Source organism: Sphingobium xenophagum, from assembly GCF_031457465.1.
In the GTDB taxonomy this organism is placed as follows: Bacteria; Pseudomonadota; Alphaproteobacteria; order Sphingomonadales; family Sphingomonadaceae; genus Sphingobium; species Sphingobium xenophagum_A.
Window position 1 is genome coordinate 123,788 of record NZ_JAVDWV010000005.1, and the last position, 23,182, is coordinate 146,969.

Annotated in this window: 22 protein-coding genes; 9 read left to right on the plus strand and 13 right to left on the minus strand. The window is 64.5% G+C overall.

The genetic code is table 11. The annotated features are described in order from the left end of the window. Positions 1-36: 36 nt before the first annotated feature. From ileS to gpmA, 6 genes are all read right to left on the minus strand, one after another. Positions 37-3,057 (minus strand): isoleucine--tRNA ligase, encoded by a 3,021-nt coding sequence (ileS, locus tag J2W40_RS06400; protein WP_310222813.1) that lies wholly within the window; start codon positions 3,055-3,057, stop codon positions 37-39. 123 nt (positions 3,058-3,180) lie between these two features. Next, positions 3,181-4,122 (minus strand): bifunctional riboflavin kinase/FAD synthetase, encoded by a 942-nt coding sequence (locus tag J2W40_RS06405; protein ID WP_310222815.1) that lies wholly within the window; start codon positions 4,120-4,122, stop codon positions 3,181-3,183. Between the two features lie 144 nt (positions 4,123-4,266). Continuing rightward, the gene (locus tag J2W40_RS06410) at positions 4,267-4,752 is read right to left on the minus strand and encodes a dihydrofolate reductase (RefSeq protein WP_310222817.1); all 486 of its coding nucleotides are present in this window, start codon (positions 4,750-4,752) and stop codon (positions 4,267-4,269) included. Then, positions 4,749-5,819, minus strand: a complete 1,071-nt coding sequence (locus J2W40_RS06415; RefSeq protein WP_310222820.1) for a 5-(carboxyamino)imidazole ribonucleotide synthase — start codon at positions 5,817-5,819, stop codon at positions 4,749-4,751. The genes J2W40_RS06410 and J2W40_RS06415 overlap by 4 nt, the downstream gene beginning before the upstream one ends. Positions 5,820-5,827: 8 nt before the next feature. Then, a complete protein-coding gene (purE, locus tag J2W40_RS06420) occupies positions 5,828-6,316 on the minus strand; it encodes a 5-(carboxyamino)imidazole ribonucleotide mutase (RefSeq protein ID WP_310222822.1) in 489 nt (162 codons plus the stop codon). A gap of 231 nt (positions 6,317-6,547) precedes the next feature. After that, on the minus strand, positions 6,548-7,234 hold the full coding sequence (gene gpmA, locus J2W40_RS06425) for a 2,3-diphosphoglycerate-dependent phosphoglycerate mutase (RefSeq protein ID WP_310222824.1): 687 nt from the start codon (positions 7,232-7,234) through the stop codon (positions 6,548-6,550). 155 nt (positions 7,235-7,389) lie between these two features. Between gpmA and sppA the strand changes: the two genes are divergently transcribed. Next, positions 7,390-9,273, plus strand: a complete 1,884-nt coding sequence (sppA, locus tag J2W40_RS06430; RefSeq protein WP_310222825.1) for a signal peptide peptidase SppA — start codon at positions 7,390-7,392, stop codon at positions 9,271-9,273. 194 nt (positions 9,274-9,467) lie between these two features. Here sppA and J2W40_RS06435 read toward each other — a convergent pair whose 3' ends face one another. From J2W40_RS06435 to J2W40_RS06455, 5 genes are all read right to left on the minus strand, one after another. Then, complete coding sequence (locus J2W40_RS06435; protein WP_310222827.1) at positions 9,468-10,112, minus strand: trimeric intracellular cation channel family protein; 645 nt, start codon at positions 10,110-10,112, stop codon at positions 9,468-9,470. A 106-nt stretch (positions 10,113-10,218) separates the two neighbouring features. Beyond that, positions 10,219-11,475, minus strand: a complete 1,257-nt coding sequence (locus tag J2W40_RS06440) for a M20/M25/M40 family metallo-hydrolase (RefSeq protein ID WP_310223047.1) — start codon at positions 11,473-11,475, stop codon at positions 10,219-10,221. Positions 11,476-11,525: 50 nt separating this feature from the next. After that, on the minus strand, positions 11,526-12,071 hold the full coding sequence (locus J2W40_RS06445; RefSeq protein ID WP_310222829.1) for a glutathione peroxidase: 546 nt from the start codon (positions 12,069-12,071) through the stop codon (positions 11,526-11,528). A 34-nt stretch (positions 12,072-12,105) separates the two neighbouring features. Beyond that, on the minus strand, positions 12,106-12,813 hold the full coding sequence (locus tag J2W40_RS06450) for a VIT1/CCC1 transporter family protein (RefSeq protein ID WP_310222831.1): 708 nt from the start codon (positions 12,811-12,813) through the stop codon (positions 12,106-12,108). 107 nt (positions 12,814-12,920) lie between these two features. Continuing rightward, the gene (locus J2W40_RS06455; RefSeq protein WP_310222833.1) at positions 12,921-14,702 is read right to left on the minus strand and encodes an ABC-F family ATP-binding cassette domain-containing protein; all 1,782 of its coding nucleotides are present in this window, start codon (positions 14,700-14,702) and stop codon (positions 12,921-12,923) included. 139 nt (positions 14,703-14,841) lie between these two features. On the opposite strand from J2W40_RS06455, the gene J2W40_RS06460 reads away from it, so the two are divergent. The 5 genes from J2W40_RS06460 (at position 14,842) to J2W40_RS06480 (ending at position 18,625) form a co-directional block, all read left to right on the plus strand. After that, entirely contained in the window at positions 14,842-15,573 is a 732-nt protein-coding gene (locus J2W40_RS06460) for an SIMPL domain-containing protein (RefSeq protein ID WP_310222835.1), read from the plus strand. Positions 15,574-15,657: 84 nt separating this feature from the next. Then, positions 15,658-16,008, plus strand: a complete 351-nt coding sequence (locus tag J2W40_RS06465; RefSeq protein ID WP_310222837.1) for a hypothetical protein — start codon at positions 15,658-15,660, stop codon at positions 16,006-16,008. A gap of 33 nt (positions 16,009-16,041) precedes the next feature. Beyond that, positions 16,042-16,707, plus strand: coding sequence for a response regulator transcription factor (locus J2W40_RS06470; protein ID WP_310222839.1), 666 nt, complete (start codon positions 16,042-16,044; stop codon positions 16,705-16,707). 191 nt (positions 16,708-16,898) lie between these two features. After that, entirely contained in the window at positions 16,899-18,203 is a 1,305-nt protein-coding gene (locus J2W40_RS06475) for a sensor histidine kinase (RefSeq protein WP_310223049.1), read from the plus strand. Between the two features lie 68 nt (positions 18,204-18,271). Further along, positions 18,272-18,625: a YbaN family protein gene (locus J2W40_RS06480; RefSeq protein ID WP_310222841.1), complete on the plus strand. Its 354-nt coding sequence runs from the start codon at positions 18,272-18,274 to the stop codon at positions 18,623-18,625. Positions 18,626-18,630: 5 nt separating this feature from the next. Here J2W40_RS06480 and J2W40_RS06485 read toward each other — a convergent pair whose 3' ends face one another. Then, positions 18,631-19,095 carry an EF-hand domain-containing protein gene (locus J2W40_RS06485; protein ID WP_310222843.1) on the minus strand — a complete coding sequence of 155 codons (465 nt, stop codon included), beginning with the start codon at positions 19,093-19,095 and terminating at the stop codon, positions 18,631-18,633. Between the two features lie 45 nt (positions 19,096-19,140). Beyond that, on the minus strand, positions 19,141-19,800 hold the full coding sequence (locus tag J2W40_RS06490; RefSeq protein WP_310222844.1) for a squalene/phytoene synthase family protein: 660 nt from the start codon (positions 19,798-19,800) through the stop codon (positions 19,141-19,143). A 118-nt stretch (positions 19,801-19,918) separates the two neighbouring features. Here J2W40_RS06490 and J2W40_RS06495 point away from each other — a divergent pair, with 118 nt between their 5' ends. From J2W40_RS06495 to J2W40_RS06505, 3 genes are read left to right on the plus strand one after another with little or no spacing between them, the layout of a single operon-like run. Then, positions 19,919-21,919, plus strand: coding sequence for a pilus assembly protein TadG-related protein (locus J2W40_RS06495; protein ID WP_310222846.1), 2,001 nt, complete (start codon positions 19,919-19,921; stop codon positions 21,917-21,919). Next, positions 21,916-22,512, plus strand: coding sequence for a TadE/TadG family type IV pilus assembly protein (locus J2W40_RS06500; RefSeq protein ID WP_310222848.1), 597 nt, complete (start codon positions 21,916-21,918; stop codon positions 22,510-22,512). The genes J2W40_RS06495 and J2W40_RS06500 overlap by 4 nt, the downstream gene beginning before the upstream one ends. Continuing rightward, positions 22,509-23,174: a TadE/TadG family type IV pilus assembly protein gene (locus J2W40_RS06505; protein ID WP_310222850.1), complete on the plus strand. Its 666-nt coding sequence runs from the start codon at positions 22,509-22,511 to the stop codon at positions 23,172-23,174. The genes J2W40_RS06500 and J2W40_RS06505 overlap by 4 nt, the downstream gene beginning before the upstream one ends. Positions 23,175-23,182 lie beyond the last annotated feature (8 nt).

The window sequence follows — 23,182 nt, forward strand, 5'->3', positions numbered from 1 at the left end:
AACTTGTTTCAGGATGACGACATGAAGGAACATTGCTTAGCGTGCCAGCACCGCGTCACAGCGGTCGCAGAGCGCGCCGTCGATCGCGACTTCGGGCAGTTTGCGCCAGCAGCGGCCGCATTTATGCCATGTGCTGGGCTGTACGGTGATGCCATCCCCCTGCCCCATGGTCACGCGCGCGACGATCGCCACTTCGGCAAAATCGACATCGCCCACCGCGAGCAGTTCGCCCATGGTGACGTCCGCGTCCAAACTGGAGCGGACGATCTTTTCGCGGCGCAGCGGCTCGATCGCTTCGTTCACCTGTTCGCGCTGGGTGCGCAATTCGCGCCATTTGTCGTCCAGGTCGCGGTCGAGCCAGTGATGGTCGATTTCCGGCCATTCCAGGAAATGGACGCTATCTTCGTTGCTTGGGAAGCGGCTTTGCCACACTTCCTCGGCGGTGAAGGGGATGATCGGCGCGGCGTAGCGGACGAGCGCGTGGAACAGCGTGTCGAGCAGGGTGCGATAGGCACGACGCTTGGGGTCCGTCGGCGCGTCGCAATAGAGGCAGTCCTTGCGGATGTCGAAGAAGAAGGCCGACAGGTCGCTATTGGCGAAGTCGAACAAAGCGCGGGTGTAGCGGCTGAATTCGAGCCAATTGTCGCTGTCCGCCGCCTTGTCCACGACCGACTTCAATTCCGCATCCAGCGCCGCCAGCCGGTGGAGCATATAGCGCTCCAGCTCCGGCATTTCGGCGTAGGAAACGGCCTCGGTCACTTCATCATAATCGGCAAGAGCTCCGAGCATGTAACGGAAAGTGTTGCGCAATTTGCGATAGGCGTCGGACGAACCGGCCAGCACTTCCTTGCCGATGCGGACATCGTCGAAATAGTCGGTGCTGGCGACCCAGACGCGCAAGATGTCGGCACCGCTTTCGGCCATGATCTTGAGCGGATCGACCACATTGCCGAGCGACTTGGACATTTTCTTGCCAGTGCCGTCGAGCGCAAAGCCGTGGGTCAGGACCGCGTCATAGGGCGCGCGGCCGCGCGTGCCGCTCGATTCGAGCAGCGAGGATTGGAACCAGCCGCGATGCTGATCGGACCCTTCGACATAGAGGTCGGCACGGGTGCCTTCGCCATAGCGGGCCTCCACGACGAAACTATGGGTCGAGCCGCTGTCGAACCAGACGTCGAGAATGTCGGTCACGACTTCATAGTCTGCCAGATCATAATCGGAGCCAAGCAGCGCCTGATGGTCGGCGCCGAACCAGGCATCGGCACCGGCCGCCTTGAAAGCGTCGATGATGCGGGCATTGACCGCCGGATCAACGAGATACTGGCCGCTCTTGCGATGGACATAGAGGGCGATGGGAACGCCCCAGGCGCGCTGGCGGCTGATCACCCAGTCGGGGCGATCACTGACCATCGCATTGATGCGGTTGCGCGAGCGTTCCGGCACCCAGCGGGTGTTCTGGATCGCATCGAGCGCGACGCCGCGCAGGGTCGGGCCGTTGGTCGGCAAGGCCGTCGCCAGCGCGCCGGTGATCGGCTCCAGCGGGGGGAGCGGATAGTCGGGCGTGGCGTTGCCGGATGGCTTATCCATCGGGATGAACCATTGCGGGGTGCAGCGGTAGATGATCCGCGCCTTCGACCGCCAGCTATGGGGATAGCTGTGGCGGAAGTCGCTGGCGGAGAGCAAGGCACCGGCAGCACGCAAGTCGGTGCAGATCGGGCCGTCCACGCCATTGAACTTGGTGTTGATGACGCTGCCCTGGCCCGGCAGCCATTCCCAATCGTCGCGGTAGAAGCCTGCGTCGTTCACTGCGAAGACCGGATCGATGCCGAGCTTCTTGCAGGCGATGAAATCCTCCTCGCCATGGTCGGGGGACATATGGACAAGGCCCGTGCCCGCGTCGGTGGTGACATGGTCGGCGGGGAGGAAGGGACGGGGACGGTCGAAAAAGCCGAGCCTCGCCTTATCGTCACCCCGGACTTGATCCGGGGTCCCGCTGCCTTCGCCGCCCTCGAAAGAAGAAGCGGGACCCCGGCCTTCGCCGGGATGACGGAGGGATTTGGCCATGGGGTGGCGCGCGATGGCTCCGGCGAGTTGGGTGCCTTTGCCGCGCCAGATGACATTCTCTCGTGTCCACGCAATTCCGAGACGCAGATGCAAACTATCTAAGAGACACGCTGCAACGAGCAAAATCTTATCTTGGCTGTTATCAATTGGCGTGTCAGGGCTACCACGTTCCGTGATGGGGATAAGTGGCGCCTTCTCAAACTGAATCGCAACATACTCAATCTCTTCCCCATAAGCGATCGCCTGGTTCACGGGGATCGTCCAAGGGGTGGTCGTCCAGATCACCGCATAAGCACCGACCAGTTCCGGTGCGTTCGGCGCGTCCACAATCTCGAACGCGACGTCGATCTGGGTTGATGTCACGTCCTCATATTCGACCTCCGCCTCGGCCAGCGCGGTCTTCTCGACGGGCGACCACATGACCGGCTTGGCACCGCGATAGAGTTGGCCGCTTTCAGCGAATTTCAGCAGTTCGCCGACGATGGTCGCTTCGGCGTCGAACTTCATGGTCAGATACGGATCGGCCCAGTCGCCCATCACGCCGAGGCGCTTGAACTGTTCCTTCTGCACGCCGACCCAGCGGTCGGCATAGGCGCGGCATTGGGCGCGGAACTCCTGTGCGGGCACCTCGTCCTTGTTCAGTTTCTTCTTGCGATATTCTTCCTCGATCTTCCATTCGATCGGCAGGCCGTGGCAATCCCAACCGGGCACATAGGGCGCATCCTTGCCGAGCAGCGACTGGCTGCGGACGATGATGTCCTTCAACACCTTGTTCATCGCATGGCCCATATGGATGTCGCCATTGGCGTAGGGCGGGCCGTCGTGCAGGATGAAGCGTTCGCGCCCCGCGCGCTTTTCGCGCAGCTTGCCATAGAGGTCCATCGCCTCCCAGTGCGCGGCGATCGCCGGTTCCTTTTGCGCGAGGCCCGCCTTCATCGGGAAGTCGGTTTGCGGCAGGAATACGGTGGACTTATAGTCGGGTGCGTCGGTCATGGGGTGCGCTTATACTATTTCCGTTCGGTTCGAGCGTGTCGAGAACTGTTCTCGACGGACGCTTCTCGGCTACGCTCGAAGCTGCTCGAACCGAACGGAGGTTGGATAGATTAGCGCCGTGCCTTAGGCGAGGTAGGGCGTTCCCGCAAGGATTTGCCGTGCATCGACGCAGTCCTGGGCAATGCCGTTCATCAGGGCGTCCAGCCCGTCATAGGCGCGTTCGGCATGAAGATAGGCGATCAGTTGCACCGCGATCCGCTGGTCATAGAGATTTTCGGCGAAATCGAAGAAATGCGGTTCCAGCAGCAATTTGGGCGGGTCGAACATAGGCCGGATGCCAAGGTTCGCTGCGCCGTCCAAAATCCGACCGTCCGGCCGCAGCCCGCGCACCGCGTAGATGCCATAGGCTGGGCGCAGATAGTCGCCCATGTCGATGTTCGCCGTGGGGAAGCCGATGGTGCGGCCGAGCTTGTCGCCATGCTGCACCACGCCTTCGATGGTGAAGGGCCGGGTCAGCAGCCGGGTGGCGGTGGTGCAATCGCCCGCCTGCAATGCGGTGCGGATGCGGGTGGAGGAAATGATGTCGCCGCTGGCGTCGGCGACCGGGGCGACCGCCTGCGTCCAAAGGCCCGCCGCCGCGCCGAGTTCTGCCAGCACCGCGACCGATCCGGCGCGGCCCCGGCCGAAGGTGAAATCCTGTCCGGTGACGACGCCCGCGACGCCGATATCCTCGGACAGCAGGCGGACGAAGGCCTGCGGGTCGAGTGCGGCAAGCTCAGGCGTGAAGGCGAAGACCAGCATCGCGTCGGCCCCGGCGGCGGCGAACAAGGCCTGCCGCTGGTCCAGCGTGGTCAGGCGGAAATGCGGGGTGTCGGGCCGGAACAGGCGCATCGGGTGCGGGTCGAAGGTCGCGACGATGACCGGGCGGCCCTCCGCCCGTGCGCGCGCGACGGCGTTGCCGACCACGGCCTGATGCCCGGCATGAAATCCATCGAAATTGCCCAGCGCCATGACGGCCCCGCGCAGATGCGCCGGAACCGGGGCGCTGCTTGTCAGCCGCTCCATGGCGCGGCCTATAGGGGGGTGCGATGGGCGTGGCAATTGGCGATCCACTGGCGCTCCGTTCGCCCTGCGCCTAACGAAGGGGCTTGGACCTCGCTGCGCTCGGCCGAGGGCTTCGACAAGCTCAGCCCGAACGGATTTTAGACCTCAGCTATTTTTCACCAACGTCACGAAACTATGCGCGGGGCGGCCATCGAGCGCCGGATGATGGTCGCGGGCGACCTCGGCCCAGTCGGCCGGGTCGGGATAGGCGATGCTGGCGTCCCCTTCGGCGTCGAGATGCACTTCGGTGAGTTCGATCCGGTGCGCCAGCGGCAGGAACAGCCGATAGATTTCCGCCCCGCCGATCACCATGACGGTCGGCGCACCCGCCAGCGCCAGCGCGCCCGCCACATCATGCGCTACCTCTGCCCCCGCGCCCGTCCACTTGCCGTCACGGGTCAGGACGATGTGGCGGCGGCCCGGCAGCAGGCCCGGCAGACTGTCGAACGTCTTGCGGCCCATGATCATCGGGTGGCCGAGCGTCAGCGCCTTGAAGCGCTTGAGGTCGGCGGGCAGTCGCCAGGGCAGGTCGCCATCCCGACCGATCACGCCATTGTCGGCGCGGGCGAGGATGAGCGTGATGTCGCTCACAGCGTCAGCCGCGTCACATGGCCCATCTTGCGCCCTGGCCGGGCTTCGTCCTTGCCATAGAGGTGCAGATGATTGGCGGGGTCGGACAGGATCGCGGGCCATTCATGCGCAGCGTCGCCAATCAGGTTGCGCATCTCCACGCGGCGCGCGGCGAGCGCGGTGTCGCCCAGTGGCAGGCCGCAAATCGCGCGGACGTGATTTTCGAACTGGCTGGTCACCGCACCCTCGATGGTGCCGTGGCCACTATTATGGACGCGCGGCGCCATTTCATTGAAGACCGGCCCATCGGCGCTGGCGAAAAATTCGCAGGTCAGCACGCCGACATAGTCGAGCGCGTCGGCGATCTGGCGCGCCAGCGCGCGGGCGGCGGGCACCTGCCCCTCGATCAGCGGCCCGGCGGGCGCGATCGACGTGTCGAGAATGCCGTCGACATGGACGTTGGCCGAACTGTCCCAGAAGCGCACTTCACCATCGACACCGCGCACCAATATGACCGAAAATTCCTCCGCGAAGGTGACGAAGCCTTCGAGAATCGCGCTCTGGCGGCCGATGGCGTTCCAGGCGCCGACCGCATCGCCCGGCTCGTTCAGGCGCGCCTGCCCCTTGCCGTCATAGCCCATGCGGTTGGTCTTGAGGATCGCGCGGCTGCCGATCTGCGCAATGGCGGTTTCCAGATCGTCCAGGCTGTCGACCGGGGCGAAGGGTGCGGTCAGCCCGCCCAGGTCGCAGACGAAGCGCTTTTCGGCGAGCCGGTCCTGCGCCACGCGCAGCGCCTGCGCGCCGGGGCGGACGAGGCCATGCCCGGCGAGCGTTTCGACCGCCGAGGGGGCGATATTCTCAAACTCGTAGGTGACGACATCGACGCTATCGGCAAAGGCCGCGAGCGCGTGGGGATCGTCATATTCGCCCCGCGTCCAGCGCGGCGACACGTCGGCGGCGGGTCCGCTCTCTTCCGGCGCGAAGATATGGGTGCGATAGCCAAGCTGCGCGGCGGCGATGGCGATCATGCGGCCAAGCTGGCCGCCGCCGAGGATGCCGATGGTCGAACCGGGCGCGATGGTCGTCATGGGCGCGATCAGTCCTCGACCGTTTCGGCGACCGCATCGGTCTGTTTGGTGCGCCAGGCGTCGAGCCGGTCGGCGAGTGCCGGATCGTTGGTGGCGAGGATGGCGGCGGCGAGCAGCCCGGCATTGATCGCGCCGGGTTTGCCGATGGCCAGCGTCGCCACGGGGATGCCGCCGGGCATCTGGACGATGGAGAGCAGCGAATCCATGCCCTTCAAGGCTTTCGATTCGACCGGCACGCCCAGCACGGGCAGCCGCGTCATCGACGCGCACATGCCCGGCAGATGCGCCGCGCCGCCCGCGCCCGCGATGATGACCTTGAGGCCACGGCCGACCGCGCCGGCGGCATAGTCATAGAGGCGCTGGGGGGTGCGGTGCGCCGACACGACCTTGCATTCATGGGCGACGCCGAGCGCGGCGAGCGTATCGGCGGCGTGGCGCATCGTGTCCCAGTCGGACCGCGAGCCCATGATGATGCCGACCTCGATTGCCCCGCTCATGCCCGTGCGTTCCCCTCATGGCGCGGCCGTTCGCGGGCCGCCCGGAAAGCAAAGCCCCTTAGCGGGCGGGCCGCCGGGGGGCAATGTCGTATTTCCGCCCCTCCCTTCCAGGGAGGGGTTGGGGGTGGGTCCGCCGCGTAGCGGCGGCGGCCCCGCCATATATCAGCGCGGAAGCTCGCTGCGCTCGCACCCACCCCTACCCCCTCCCTTAAAAGGGAGGGGCTGATATTGTTACCGTTCCGAGAGATAGTAACGGTCGATGGCGCATAGATCGTCGGCCAGTTCGTAGACGATCGGCTGGCCGGTGGGGATTTCCAGATGGGTGATCTCGTCATCGGGGATGTTGGAGAGATGCTTGACCAGCGCGCGCAGCGAATTGCCGTGGGCGGAGATCAGCACGCGCTTGCCGGCCTTGAGGTCGGGGGCGATCGTCGCTTCCCAATAGGGCAGGACGCGGGCGATCGTGTCCTTGAGGCTTTCGGTCGCGGGGATCGCAATGCCCGCATAGCGGCGGTCCTGGCCGAGGTCGAATTCGCTGCCTGCTTCCAGCGGCGGCGGCGGAATGTCGAAGCTGCGGCGCCAGATCTTGACCTGATCGTCGCCATGCTTGGCGGCCGTCTCCGCCTTGTTGAGGCCCGTGAGGCCGCCATAATGGCGCTCATTCAAGCGCCAGTCCTTTTCGACCGGCAGCCACAGCCGCCCCATTTCCTCCAGCGCCAGGTTGAGCGTCTTGATCGCGCGGGTCTGGAGCGAGGTGTAGCATTGGTCGAAGTCCAGCCCCTTCTCCTTCATCAACTGGCCCGCCGCGCGCGCTTCGCCCACGCCCTTTTCGGTCACGTCGACGTCCCACCAGCCGGTGAAGCGGTTTTCCAGATTCCACGACGACTGGCCGTGGCGGATGAGGACGAGAGTAGGCATAGGGCGCGTCTCCTGCACGATAACGGCGAATGATGGCTGCATCCCATAACGACCAAAATCGGGCGCGCAAGGTTGCAGCCGCCCGCATCGCGCCCACATTGCAGTCGATCGGGCGATGGGGTAGCCATGGCGCACAGGGCAGAAGGAACCGGCATTTGGCATTTGTGAAGGGCGCGTGGCGCATCTTGGTGGCGATCAAGGACGGCTTGGTGCTGCTGTTCCTGCTGCTGTTTTTCGGCGCGCTCTATGCCGCCCTCTCCTTCTCGCCCAAGCCCGCCGCCAGCGTCAGTGCCGGCGCGCTGCTGCTCGACCTGGATGGCACGATTGTCGAACAACCCGCCGAGGCCGATCCCTTCTCACTGCTGCCCGGCTCCGGCCCACGCATGAAGGAATATCGCCTGTCGGACATCGTCGCAGCGCTGGAAGCGGCCAAGACCGATGCCAAGGTCAAGGCGGTGGTGCTGGACCTCGACGGTTTTATGGGTGGCGGACAGGTCGCCATCGCCCGCGTCGGCGAAGCGCTGGACGGGTTGCGCGCCGCCAAGAAGCCGGTGCTGGCCTATGCCACCCTCTATACCGACGACAGCTATCAGCTTGCCGCCCATGCGAGCGAGGCGTGGAGCGATCCGCTGGGCGGCGTCGCGATCATGGGTCGGGGCGGGTCGGGCCTCTATTATAAGGGGTTGATCGACAAGCTGGGCGTCAACACCCATGTCTATCGGGTCGGCACCTATAAGAGCTTCGTCGAGCCCTATATCCGCGCCAACCAGTCGCCCGAAGCCAAGCAGGCGAGCCAGGCGTTGGCGGACGTCCTGTGGCGCAACTGGCAGGATGATGTCGCCAAGGCGCGGCCCAAGGCGAAGATCGTGGCCTATGCCGCCGATCCGGTTGCCGCCGCGCGCGCGGCTGGCGGTGATATGGCCAAGGCAGCCTTGTCCGCTGGGCTGATCGACAAGCTGGGCGACGCCACCGCTTTTGGTGCGCGCGTGGCGGAGATTGCGGGCGAGCCGTCCGACGCCAAGGCCGGTGCCTTCGCGAAGATCGACCTGGCGGCCTATGTCAAGGCGCGCAAGCCCGCCAATGACGGACAGATCGGCGTGCTGACAATCGCGGGTGAGATCGTTGATGGCGAGGCAGGGCCTGGCACAGCGGCGGGGGACACCATCTCCGATTTGCTGCTGACGGCGCTTCAAGAGAAGGATTTGAAGGCCCTGGTCGTGCGGGTCGATTCGCCGGGCGGATCGGTCATGGCATCAGAGAAGATCCGCAGCGCCATCATGACCGCCAAGGCGGACGGGCTGCCGGTCGTCGTGTCGATGGGCAATGTCGCGGCCAGCGGCGGCTATTGGGTGTCAACCCCGGCCGACATGATCTTTGCCGAACCGGACACCATCACCGGGTCGATCGGCGTGTTCGGCATTTTGCCAAGCTTTGAAGGGACGCTCGCCAAGATGGGGGTCACGACCGATGGCGTGGCGACCACGCCGCTGTCGGGCCAGCCGGACCTGGCTGGCGGCACGTCGCCGCAGTTCGACGCCATCATGCAAATGGGGGTCGAGGATATTTATCGCCGCTTCGTCGGCCTGGTCGCGCAATCGCGCCGCAAGACGCCGGAGCAGATCGACGCCATCGCGCAAGGGCGCGTGTGGGACGGCGGCACCGCGCGGCAGAACGGGCTGGTCGATCGCTTCGGCGGGCTGGAGGACGCGATCGCCGAAGCCGCGCGCCGGGCAAAGATCGACCCCAAGAGTGCGCGGGCTTATCGCATCGAAAAGACGCCGGACAAATGGACCGAATGGATCGAGGCGATGGCAGAGCGCAATTCCGACGACGCCAACGCGCCGCGCGACATGCTGGCGCGGCAAGCAATGGTCCAGCGCGGCTGGGCGATGCAGGCGGTCGCGGACGTCAAGGCGCTGGTAATGGGCGCGGGCGTGCGGGCGGACTGCTTGGAATGCCGCGGCTATGGCGCACCAAGGACGCGCAATGCGGCGGAGGAGCGCGGGGTGATGGCGATGCTGGCGGGGTTGTGGCGGTAACGCCCAGTTCCTTCTCCCCGTCGGGGAGAAGGATACGCAGCCTTGGTGCCCAAGGCACCTAGGCGCAGTTAGATGAGGGGGTTCGACGCTGATGTAGCGCGCTTCTGTGAGATCAGACCCCCCTCACCCAGCTACGACTAGGCAGCAAGCTGCCAAGTCTTCGCAGCCCTCTCCCCACGGGGGAGAGGGGTATTTTATGCCTCCCCGTCCCGATACACCGGCAATCCCAGCCCGCGCCGGATCGCAATGGCGCGTAGCGTGAAGCCCAGCAAGGCGGCGATCAGGCCTGCGACCGGCACGTCCAAGCCAATCGCGCGCAGCAGCACGAACAGGCCGGAGGCGACGGCGGCGGCTGTCACATAGAGTTCGGGGCGCAGCAGGATGGACGGTTCTCCCGCCAGCAGATCGCGCATGATGCCGCCGACGCAGCCGGTGACGACGCCCATCATTCCGGCGACGAAGGGGGGCACGCCAAAGCTCATCGCCTTTGCCGCGCCGAACACGGCGAAGGCCGCCAGCCCGATCGCGTCGAGCCAGTCGAGCGCGCGTTCGCTCCAGAATTTGCGCGGTGTGAACCAAACCATCAGCGCCGCGGCCATGCAGGCGATGGCGGGTATGGGATCAGCGACCCAGAAGACAGGCGCGTCGATCAACAGATCGCGCACCGTGCCGCCGCCGACGCCGGTCACCAGCGCGAAGAAAGCGAAGGTCACCAGCGTCTGCTGCAGCCGCGCCGCGGCCAGTGCGCCGGAGGCGGCGAAGACGAAGGTGCCGACGATGCTCAAGGTTTCGAGCACCGGGCCGATGGTGGTGGCGAGCGAGGCGACGGGGGGAAGCATGATGTTACCTAACGCCTAACGTGCTCCTGCGAAAGCAGGAGCCCAGTGCCGCACGGGCAATGCCCAGAACCCTGGGCTCCTGCTTTCGCAGGAGCACGATAATGGGCTATTTCCGGCCTTTTTCGGTCGCGAGGCGGCTCATCAGGATGGCGGCGCGCTTGGCTTGGCGTTTCATGCTCGACAGGTCGGCCTGTTCAGCCGGGCTGTGGTCGCCGGTCGATGTGACGCCGAGGCCGATCAGCCCGTCCACATCCTGCGAGACGAAGCTGATGTCGCCTGCGCCGCGTTTAAGCGGATCGAGTTCGGGCATCGTTGCAAGCCCCAGATCGGCGTTGACGCCGTTAAGCTTGGCCAGCAGCGCGCGGTTGCCCGCCGTCGGGGCCATCGAGGGATAGCCCATGTCGAAGGCGATGCTGGCCGAGGTGCCGGGCAGATGCCCTGCCCCGACGATCGCCTGCATCTTGGCGCGCACGCGGGCAGTCTGCTCTTCGCTGAGCGTGCGGAAATCGCCCTTGGCGACGGCGATGGGCGGGATGATGTTGGTCTTGCCGGTCACCGCGATCCGCACGCCGTCCTTGTCCACATCCGCGCTCTGCCCGCCGCCGATCAGGCCGACATTGAAGGTCAGATTGGGTTCGGGCAATTCCTTGCGGAAGGCGACGATGATCCGCGCCAGTTCATAGACCGCGCCATCGCCCGCACTGGCGGAGAAGATGCCCGAACTATGGCCCGACTTGCCGGTCGCGGTCAGCGTCCAGCTATTGGAGGATCGCCGCGCGATCGACCCCATATCCCTGCCGTCCTCAACGGACAGCCCTTCGAAATCGAGCGCCACGTCGGCGCGCTTGCCCGCCTGGATCAGGTCGGCGCGGGCAATGCTGATGGGCTCGCCAGAATCTTCCTCGTCGCCGGTCAGCACGACTTCGATATTGGCATTTTTGAGTGTGCCCGCCGCCTGCATCGCCTTCAACGCCAGCAGCATCGTGACGACGCCGCCCTTGTCGTCCGCCACGCCCGGCCCCTTGGCCATGTCGCCGGTGCGCTCGAATGTCTGGAAGGGCGAGTCGGGTTCGAACACCGTGTCGAGATGGCCGATGAGCAGCATCTTCGTCGTTCCCGCCCGGCCTTTATGCACCGCGATCAGGTGCCCCGCGCGTTTGGCGGCGTCCATCGGTTGCCATGTCACGGTGAAGCCCAGCGCCTCGAACTGCGGGCGCAGCATGTCGGCCACGGCCTTCACGCCCGCGAAATTCATGGAGCCGCTATTCTGGTTCACCAGGGTTTCGAGCAGGCCGATCGCGGGTTCATAGCCCGCCTCGACGCTTTGGGTCATTCTGCGTTCGGCGGGCGACAGCGTCGCCATGGCGGGAGTGCCCGCCAGCAGCAGCGCGCCCGCGATCAGGCCTGCCCGAATCACTTGGCGAGTTCCGCTTCGATCGCCGCAACCAGCGCCGCGTCGTCGGGCGCGGTGGTGGGCGCAAAGCGGGCGGCGACGCTGCCATCCTTGGCGATCAGGAATTTCTCGAAATTCCACAGGACTTCGGGCACCGGATTGGGGGTCATGCCGTAACCCTTGAGTTTCTCGCGAAACGCATCGCCTTCGCCTTGCGCTTCCGGCACCGCGCTGGTCAGGGCGGCGTAGAGCGGATGCTTGTCCGGGCCGGTCACCACGATCTTTTCGAACATGGGGAAATCGACGCCGAAATTGGTGGTGCAGAAGGTCGCGATCTCGTCATTGCTGCCCGGCTCCTGCGCGCCGAAATCATTGGCCGGGAAGCCCGCGACCACCAGCCCCTTGTCCTTATAGGCAGCGTAGAGCTTCTCCAGCCCTTCATATTGGGGGGTCAGGCCGCATTTGGAGGCGACATTGACGGCCAGAACCACCTTGCCCGCATAGTCGGCGAGGCTGGTGTCGGCACCCTTGATCGTCTTGAGCGGGATCTGCTGAATGTCGGTCATGCTTGGTCTCCTATGGTTGGCGCGAACCCTGCCACTATATGGCCGCGCCGAAAAGATGGCCTACGCCAGCGGTCATCGCCATCGCCAGCGCGCCCCACAACAGGGTGCGCAGGATGGACCGCAGCGGCTTTGCTCCGCCCAGCCGCGCACCGACATAGCCCAGCAGCGCCAGGCAAAGCAGGCATAGGCCCACGATCGCGACCAGCGCGCTGCTCGCTGGAACGATAGCGGAGACCAGCACGGGCGGGGTGGCGCCCACGGCAAAGCTGGCGGCCGAGGCCAGCGCCGCCTGTACCGGACGCGCGGTCGCCATGTCCGAAATGCCCAGTTCGTCGCGGGCGTGGGCGCCCAGCGCATCGGTCGCCATCAATTGCTCCGCCACCTGCCCGGCCAGATCGGCGGTAAGGCCCCGTTCGACATAGATGTCGCGCAGTTCCACCCATTCGGCATGCGGCTGGGTGGCGAGCGCGTTGCGCTCCTTGGCGAGGTCGGCGCGTTCGGTGTCCGACTGTGCGCTGACCGAGACATATTCGCCCGCCGCCATCGACATAGCCCCTGCGACCAAAGCGGCGATGCCGGTCAGCAGGATCGTCTGACTGCTCGCACCCGACGCGGCGATGCCGGTCATCAGGCTGGCGGTGGAGACGATGCCATCATTGGCCCCCAGCACGGTGGCGCGCAGCCAGCCGACGCGGTTGACATAATGGACCGCGTGGTGGGGCTGGTCAGTTACATCGTCCATTGTTCAGCGCCATCCCCACATCCGTTCGCCCTGAGCCTGTCGAAGGGCTATACTTGTTTGAAGTAAGAACAGGGCTTCGACAAGCTCAGCCCGAACGGGGCGTTTTTTTACCCCGCCAAGCCTTCGGCCTTTTCCGCCAATTCCAGCCAGCGCATTTCCGCCGCCTCTTTCTCCGCCTTCGCCTTGTCGATCGCGCCGGTCAGCGCGGCGAATTTCTTGGGGTCGCGGGTGTAGAGCGCGGGGTCGGCTAGGGCCTCTTCGTCGCGGGCGATGGCCGCTTCCAATTCCTCGACTCGCTTGGGCAGCAGTTCCAGGTCGCGCTGGTCCTTATAGGTCAGCTTGGCCGACACGGGCTTGGGCGGCGCGGGCGCGGCGGCGGCTTTCTTCTCTGCCTTGGCGGCCTTGCGCGGGTCGCGCTTGGCGATCCAGTCGGCATAGCCGCCGACGATCACGTCGACGACGCCGGTGCCATCCAGCCCAAGCGTGACCGTCACCGTGCGGTCGAGAAAGTCGCGGTCATGGCTGACGATCAGGACCGTGCCGTCATAATCGGCGATCACTTCCTGCAACAGGTCGAGCGTTTCGAGGTCGAGATCGTTGGTCGGTTCGTCCAGCACCAACAGGTTCGATTCGCGGGCAAATTCGCGCGCGAACAACAGGCGCGACCGTTCGCCGCCGGACAGGGTAGCAACCTTGGCCTCGGCGAGCGACGGATCGAACAGAAAGTCCTTGAGATAGCCATGGACATGCTTGCGCACGCCGCGCACGTCGATCCAGTCGCCGCCCTCGGCCAGCACGTCGCGCACCGTCTTGTCGCCCTGCATCAGGCTACGCTGCTGGTCGATGAAAATCATGTCGAGCGTCTGGGCCAGCGTCACGCTGCCGCTGTCGGGCGCGAGTTCGCCGGTCAGCAGCTTGAGCAGCGTCGATTTGCCCGCGCCATTGCCACCGACGATGCCGATCCGGTCGCCGCGCTGGATGCGCAGGGTGAAGTCGTCGATGATGACCCTGTCACCGAACATCTTGGTGACATGCTCGGCCTTGATGACGCTCTTGGTCTTGCTGTCGTCGCTCGCCACCGCGATCTTCGCGGTGCCCTGCGGTCCCTGCATCGCGGCGCGGGTTTCGCGCATTTCCCACAATTTGGCGAGCCGTCCCTGGTTGCGCTTGCGCCGCGCGGTCACGCCGCGTTCGAGCCAGTGCGCCTCGATCTTCAGCTTAGCGTCCAGCTTTTCGGCCGCGCGCGCCTCTTCGGCATAGACCGCTTCCATCCATTGTTCGAAGCCGCCGAAGCCGATTTCGCTGCGGCGCATGACGCCCCGGTCGAGCCAGAGCGTCTGGCGGGTGAGCCGGGTCAGGAAGGCGCGGTCATGGCTGATGACGACGAACGCGCCATTATAGCGCGCCAACCAGTTTTCCAGCCAGTCGATCGCGGCGATGTCCAGATGGTTGGTCGGTTCGTCCAGCAGTAGCAGGTCCGGTTCGCTCGCCAGCGCGCGGGCGATCGCGGCGCGGCGCCGTTCGCCGCCGCTTGCGGTCTTCGCTTCGCGCGACAGATCGATGCCGAGTTGGTCGGCGATCGCCTCCACCTCATGCGGCGCGGGCGCGAACTCGCCTGCCAGCGCGAAATCATGCAGCGTGGCGAAGGGCGTGACGTCTGGGTCCTGCTCCAGCATGATGACCCGCGCGCCCGGCTGGACCGATCGTGTGCCCCGATCCGGCTCGATCAAGCCCGCGACCAGTTTCAACAGGGTCGTCTTGCCCGCGCCGTTGCGCCCGATCAGCGCCAATCGGTCGCGCTGACCGACATGAATGTCGATCCCCTCGAACAACCAGTGGGAGCCCTGGGAGAGGCCAAGATTTTCGTAGGAAAGAAGAGGTGCTGCCATGGCCGTGCAGCTAGGCGTTAGCGCGCCGGGGGGCAAGGGCGAAGGAACCGGAAGCTGTCCCACGGCTTTCAACGCATGTCAGCGTCCATTCATCGCAGCCGATACAAAAGACCGGCATCCCCACAGGAGAGTTCCCTTCATGAAATCCGCCCTTGTTCTTCTGGCTTTGGCCAGTGCCGCCCTGCCCGCCATCGCGGCCGCCCAGACCAATGTGACCATTGCCGAAACCGCGCCGGTCGTGACGCTGAACGTCACCGAAAGCGTGGAAGGATCGCCCGACATCGCGACCGTGGGCACGGGGGTCCAGACCCGCGCACCGACCGCGCAGGCGGCGATGCAGGACAATGCCGCCAAGACGGAGAAGCTGATCGCGGCGCTTGCCCGCGCAGGCATCGCCAAGAAGGATATCCAGACCAGCGGTATCAACCTGAACGCGCAATATGATTATAATCAGCGCGACGGCGAACCCACCGGCCCGCGTTTTCTGGGTTATGAGGCCTCCAACACGCTGACCGTCAAGCTGCGCGACGTGAAGAAGGTCGGCTCGCTACTCGATGCGATGGTCGCGGCGGGGGCCACCAACGTCAATGGTCCGAGCTTTGCGATCGACGATCCCGCGCCGATGCTGGCGCAGGCCCGTGGTCAGGCGTTGAAGAGTGCCAAGGCGCAGGCGGATTTCTACGCCCAGGCGGCCGGTTTCCGCACCGCGCGGCTGATTTCGATCAGCGAAAGCAACAGCGGTGGCCAACCGCCCATGCCGATGCTGCAGAGTGCCCGTTTCAAAGCGGATTCGGTCGCCACGACTCCGGTTGAACCTGGCCAGGTCAGCGCTTCGGTGACGCTGACCGTGCAATATGCGTTGGATAAGTAAGTCCTTTTCGCCCCCCGTCCTGCCGGTATCGTCGCGTAGGACGGGGGAGCCGCGAAACAATCCCCATCATTCACCACCTGTTCAATGCCCTGCGCCTATGTCATGCCCATGCTTATGAAGTGGAAAATTCTGCCAGCCTCTGTGACGATCGGGATTGGTGCGGCGCTCGCGCTGGTGGTGACGATGCCCGTCGCTGATGCAGGCGGTCGGCGTGACGAACAGGACGCCGCCCGGCGCGCGATGCTGGACGGGCATGTCATGCCCTTTGCCATGATCAAGCGGCGGGTCGATGCCCAGATGGACGGGGCCAGTTATGTCGGCAGCGAATTCAATCCCGGCTCCAACCGCTATCGCCTGAAATATGTGAAGGACGGTAAGGTGGTATGGGTTGATGCCGACGGCCGGACAGGCGATATCATCGGCTGGGCGCGCTGACCGCGCTCGCTTTATAAAAGAAACGGAAAGCCCATGCGTCTGCTGATCGTCGAGGATGAACCGAATCTGGGCCAGCAGCTCAGGAACACGCTGGAGGGGGCTGGCTATGCCATCGACCTCGCCACCGATGGCGAAGACGGCCATTTCCTTGGCTCCACCGAAAATTATGACGCGGTCGTGCTGGACCTTGGCCTGCCGACGATCGACGGGCTGACCGTGCTGGACCGCTGGCGCAAAGAAGGGCGCGCCTTTCCGGTGCTGGTGCTGACCGCGCGCGATAGCTGGTCGGACAAGGTGGCGGGCCTGGATGCGGGCGCGGACGACTATCTCGCCAAGCCGTTCCAGAGCGAGGAGTTGATCGCCCGGCTGCGCGCGCTCATCCGCCGCGCATCGGGCAATGCGTCGAGCGAACTGACCGCGGGCGATGTTCGGCTCGATACGCGGTCGGGCAAGGTGACGCTCAAGGGCGATCCGGTCAAACTGACCGCACAGGAATATAAATTGCTGTCCTACCTGCTGCACCACAAGGGCAAGGTGGTCAGCCGCACCGAATTGATCGAGCATATTTACGACCAGGATTTCGACCGCGATTCCAACACGATCGAAGTGTTCGTGACGCGCATCCGCAAGAAGCTGGGTGCCGATGTGATCACCACCATTCGCGGTCTGGGCTACAGCCTCGACGAGCCGGGGCGCTGATCTGATTTCTCGTCCCGTTCGCCCTGAGCGAAGTCGAAGGGCTCTGCCGAACGCAGTGAGGCGCCTTCGCTCCGCTCAGGAGAGGGCTTCGACAGGCTCAGCCCGAACGGATATGGGGCCGATCTGATATTAGCATGACCGATCCCCAATCCCCTCCCCCCGTCCGCTCCACCGGCTCCATCAGCCGCCGGATGATGGGCATTGCCGCGCTGTGGATCAGCCTGTTGCTGATCGGCGGCGGCGTGGCGCTGGATCGGGTGTTGAGCGACGCGATCACGCGCAATTTCGACGATGGCATGAATTATGTGCTGACCGCGATGATCGCGGCGGCCGAGATCGGGCCGGAAGGCGAGGTGTTGTTCAACCGGGAACTCGCCGATCAGCGCTTTCTGGAGCCCAATAGCGGCCTTTATTATCAGGTCAGCGCCAAGGGGCATGAGGATTGGCGCTCCCGCTCGCTGTGGGATCGCGCGCTCAAGGTGCCGGAGGAACATCGCGACCGGCACCTGCATGTCTATGACAGCAAGCAATTCCCTGGCGAGGATCTGCGCATCATGGAGCGGACCGTGGTGCTGCCCGGTTCCGACAGCCGCTGGCTGTTCATGGTCGGCCAGGCGCGATCCGGGCTGGATGCGCAGATCAAGACGCTGCGCGCGACGCTGTTCCAGAGTTTCGCGATGCTGGCGCTGGGGCTGTTCGTGCTGGCGACGTTGCAGACTTTTTATGGGCTGCGGCCGCTGCGCAAGGTGCGGCAGGAAATCGTGCGTATGCGCGACGGGCAGAAAAGCCGCCTGACCGAGCCGATGCCCGCCGAAGTGCTGCCGATGGTCGAGGAACTGAACGCGCTGCTCGCCCATAATGAGCGGCAGGCGGAGGAGGCGCGCACCCATGCGGGCAATCTCGCCCATGCGCTCAAGACGCCGCTGACCGTCATCATGAACGCCGCAACCGCGCAGTCGCCCGACCTTGGCGAAGCGGTCATCCGCGAGGCGACGACGATGCGGCGGCAGGTCGATCATCACCTCGCCCGCGCCCGCGCCGTCGGACGACGCGGCGCGGCGCAGAGCCGGGCGGAGGTGTGGGCCAGCCTGACCGCCGTCGAGCGCGCGGTGCAGCGCCTCTATCCGCAGGCGCGGGTGGACATGGATGGCGACAAAGAGGCTGCCGTGCGTGTCGAGCGGCAGGATCTGGACGAGATGCTGGGCAACCTCATCGAAAACGCGGCCAAATATGGCGGCGGCTCCGTGTTCGCGACGGTGAAGCGCGCGGGTGACATGGTCGAGATATTGGTCGAGGATGACGGCATGGGCATTCCGCTGGAAGAGCGCGTCCGCATCTTCGATCGCGGCGTGCGGCTCGATTCGGGCAAGCCCGGCACCGGGCTTGGCCTTGCCATCGTGCGCGACGTCGCGGAAATCTATGGCGGGTCGGTGCTGTTGGAGGAAAGCGAGGATCTGGGCGGGTTGCTCGCGCGTTTGCGCTTGCCCGCGGCCTGATCTTTCCCTTGCCTTCACGGGTCGCAGTTGCGAAACAATAGCAACACCCCACTCCCACAGGACCGATCATGCGGCGATATCTCTATTTCATCGCTGGTTGGGCGTCGCTGGGCCTCGGCACGATCGGCGCGTTCCTGCCCCTACTGCCGACCGTTCCCTTCATGATCCTGGCCGCCTTCTGCTTCGCCCGGTCCAGTCCGAGGCTGGAGGCGAAGTTGCTCGATCACAAGCATTTTGGCGCGCATATCCGCCGCTGGCGCGAGAGAGGCGCGATCAGTCGACGCGGCAAGAAGGCCGCGCTGGGGGCCTTTGCTTTCAGCGTCGTACTGGCGCTGTTCTTCTCGCCCTTTCCCTGGTTCCTGATCCCGATCGCCGCCGCGCTGATCGGCGGGACGTGGATCTGGACTCGGCCTGAGGCCTGAGCGGCTCAGCAGCGGCATTTCGGCTTGGCGGCGCGTTTGGGGGCGGTGGTGGCAAATTCGGTGGGGGTCAGCTTGCCATCGCCATCGGCGTCCGCTGCGCCAAAGCGATCCGACGTCGCCACCGCCCATTCCTCGAACGACAAGAGATTGTCGCCATTTTTGTCGAGCGCCTTGAACGCCTTGGTCCGGCTGCCGAGCATCTCGATCCGGGTGATCACGCCGTCGCGATTGCGGTCGTAGCGGGCAAAGCGTTTCTGTTCGCGGCTCTGCGGGCTGGCCTCGCCCGGCATGGGCGGCGCCTCTCCCACCGCGTCGGGATCGCCTTCCGGCAAACTCTCCACAGCGGGCGGCGGTGGCGCGGCCATGGCCAGTTGGGGCACCGGGTCATTGCTCGCCTGCCCCGACCACCAGAACAGGCCGCCAGCCACCAGCAGCAATGCCGCCATGCCCCCTGCCAGCAATCGCCCCATATGCCCGCTCCCTAGCCCATGCGGTGGGTAGCCTATCGTGCCTGCCTACCGCCCGACAAGCGCGATCCGCAGTAACCGCCAGGCCAGCGCGCGCGGCATCCCCAGCGGTGCGCGCCGTCCGGCCAGCACATCCTGTCTCGCAAGCGTCGCTACTATACGCAGTGGCTTCCATGCGCGTGGCCAGCGCGCACCGTCCATTTGCGGCGCGATCTCCCGCGCCAACGCCAGCGCCGCGTCGGCCAGCGCCACGTCGCCGACATGGCCAGCCATATCCCATAGCGCCCAAAGCTGCCCCGCCGCCTCCAGCCAGTCCGGCGCATCGGCGACATCGGCCAGCGCGCGGAACAGGCCGCCGCCCCGGCCGATGGCATAGGCACGCAGCCCTTCCACGTCGATGTCCGGTTCGACCACCAATATTTCCCAGCCGTCGATCATTGCGACCAGCCCCGGCGCGGTCATTGCGCCCGTCGCGCGCAACGCATCGACCACGGGTTCGCCCCGCCCCTTGCGCGCGTCGGCATCATCAATGACGTCATTCCACCAGGCAAGCCGCATCTGCCCGATCGCCGGTTCGCTGGTCGTGCGCGCGACATGGGCGAGCCGCGCGTCGAACGCCCAGAGCGCACGATGCCGCGCTGCCTGCGGCCCGGCATGGGCGGCCAGCACCGTGACCAGTGGCGACAAATCCTCCCCCGGCCCGTTCATACGCGCCAATCGTCCCGGCTTTGGCGGGGCAGGCAAGTTATCGGTCCTTTAACCATCTTCCTCATACACATTCTAACGAGTGCGCCTGCATAGGCGAAACACATCTGTCCGGCCCGAAGTGGGGGGCATTGGGCACGACATGGGTGATGGCGGACAAATGGGCAAGCAGATCGAACATCCTGTAGGGTTCCTCCGCCGTCTGGCGAAGAGCCAGGCCGGCAATACCATGGCGATCGTCGCCGCCGCGATCATCCCGCTCGCCGCGCTGATCGGCGGGGGTCTGGACATGAGCCGCGCCTATATGGCGCGATCGCGCCTGCAACAGGCCTGCGACGCGGCGGCGCTGGCGGGACGCCGGGCGATGACGACATCGTCAATGACCACGGCGAATATTGCGGAAGCGCGGAAGTTTTTCGATTTCAACTTCCCGCAAGGCACGGCCGAAACGGCGAATTTCGTGCCCGTCATCCAGAGCAAGCCAGGCGAAACCACCACGGTTCAGGTGACGGCATCGACCACCATCCCGACCACGGTGATGAAAATCTTCAAGTTCACGACGCTGCCGTTGAACGTGACGTGCGAGGCGCGGTTCGACATCGGCAATACCGATGTCATGCTGGTGCTCGACACCACCGGGTCGATGGAGCAGGCCATCAGCAATGGTACCGGCGGCACCACCACCCGCATCGCTGCCCTGCGTCAGGCGGTCAAGGATTTCTATGACACGCTGGGGCCAGGATCGGATGCAACGGGGCGCATCCGCTATGGATTCATGCCCTATAGCTCAACGGTCAATGTCGGCTATCAATTGCCGACCACCCATCTGATAGGAGCAGTCAGCGGCGAAACATGGAATTACCAGACGCGCCGACCCGTATTCTACTTTGAAGCCTCCTCCACCCCTTCTGTCTGCTATCGTCGCTATGGGCTCAACACCTGCTTCGCGACATCGGCGGCGGCCAATAATGCGTCCACTTCGTCCACGCGATCGCCAGCGCAGTGCACGGCATATGGTAATAACAACGGTACAAACCCGTCGACGAGCGGAAACGCGCCGGCCAATACCGTGACGACAACCTATAGCTACGACAGTTTCAATGGATCGACGGCTGCTCCATCGGGCTCCACAAATCGCAAATGCGTGCGGCGCGAAGACCTCGTCACCAAAACCTATTCGACAACGAATGAGAACGGTGCGGATCGCATTTTTTACTATTGGGAATATGGGCAGTTCCCGCTGCCTGTGTCGGCTTTCATCACCGGCAATGCTGTGGCAAACCCAGCCTATCATGCCAGTTCACCCAATGACACCGGCGGCCTCCCCGTGCCATCGACCTCCAGTTGGACAGGGTGTATAGAAGAACGATCGACCGACAGCGGCATAACCGCATCGTCCTCTGTCTCCTCCGTACCCATCAATGCCTTCGACCTGCAGATCGACACCTTGCCAACCAGCACGGATACCCGGTGGCGCCCCCATTGGCCCGACGTGGAATTTACCCGTGCCGGTGCGCACCTGAACTCGCAGACGCGAATCAACGGCGGCTGGATGGCCTGCCCCAGCCAGTCGCGCCGATTGACCAGCTATTCCAGCCGCTCGGCTATTCCAGCAGGTCAGAGCAGCAGCTACGACGCATATGTCGATGGTCTGGTCGCAGTCGGTGGCACCTATCATGATATCGGCATGGTCTGGGGCGCACGCTTCCTGTCGCCGACCGGCATTTTCGCTGGAGACAATGCCAATGCGCCCAATGGCTTCAACATCTCCCGCCACATCGTATTCATGACGGACGGTGATATGAGCGCCTATCAGGCGGTCTATGGTGCCTGGGGCTATCAACTGCTCGACGCTCGTGTTGCGGCGGCAAATACCAGCGACGTCAACCTGACCGCCATCCATAACCGTCGCCTTGAAATGTTGTGCAACGCGGTCAAAGCAAGAGGCATCACCATCTGGGTCATCGGCTTCCGCAACCAGTCCGAGGGCGATATTCAGACGCCACTGCAAAATTGCGCATCCAGTACCAATCACTGGATGATGGCCTATACACAAGCCCAACTCACGCAGAAATTCAGGGACATCGCCAAGAATATCGGCGGCTTGCGAGTGTCGAAATGATCGGGACGGCAGTATCTCGTTTCCGTCGTCTATGCCGCGACGCGCGCGGTGCGACATTGGTGGAGTTCGGCCTGATCGCCGCGCCCCTGTGCCTGACGATCATGGCGATCGCTGACCTGGGCTATCAATCCTATCTTCGCTCGGTCACGCGCGGCGTGTTGGAGCAGGCGTCGCGCTCTGCTTCGGTCGGCACATTGAACAGCGCGCAGATCGACACCTATATCGCGGCGCAGATGGCGACGATCAACGCCAAGAACGGCACGACGTCGGTGGTGAAGAAAAGCTATTATAATTTCTCGCGCGTCGGCAAGCCGGAGAAGATCACAACCGATACCGCGCCGCTGGGCAGCTATAATGTCGGCGACTGTTATGAAGATGCCAATGGCAACGGCTCCTATGACACTGCGCTGGGGTCCAATGGCCTAGGCGGCGCGGACGACATCGTTTATTACGAAGTCACCGTGTCGATGCCGCGCGTGTTCCCCATGGCCAAGATGTTGGGGTGGAACCCGACCCAGTCGGCCAAGGCCACCACCATCGTCCGCAACCAGCCCTGGGCCAACCAGCCCAAGCCAGCGATCATCTGCACGTGACCCATAATCTGAGCCTGCTGCGTCGCCGATGGCGTGACCTGCGCGACGACCATCGCGGGGTCGCGCTGATCGAATTCGCTATTTCGCTGCCCGTGCTGCTGATCCTGTGCATGGCGGGACTGGAAACCGCCAATCTCGCGCTCGCGCATATGCGGCTCAGCCAGATTGCGATGCTGGTCGCCGACAATGCATCGCGCGTTCGCACCTCCATTGACGAAGCCGACGTCAATGAAATCATGGTCGGCGCCGAATTGACCTCCGACAAGCTCGCCTTGCAGCAAAATGGGCGGATCATATTGTCCAGCCTGGAACCCAATGGATTGACTGCACCCAATGAAGGCCAAACGATCCGGTGGCAGCGTTGCTGGGGTAATGGCGCTTTCCCATCCAGCTATGGCGTAGCGGGCGATGGCAAGACCAATGCCAGCTTGAAAGACGGGATGGGGCCGGGCACCACGGCTGACAAAAAAATCAAAGCCGGAACCGGCACTGCCGTCATGTTCGTGGAAGTCGCCTACCGATACCAGCCGCTGGTAACCGACGCGCTCTTTGGCCCTAAGGTCATCCGTTATACCAGCGCGTTCAATGTGCGCGAACGCACCGACCAGGCGATCAAGAATGCGGGCAATCTGGCGGCATCGGCCACGGCTCGCTGCACCTGATGGAAAAA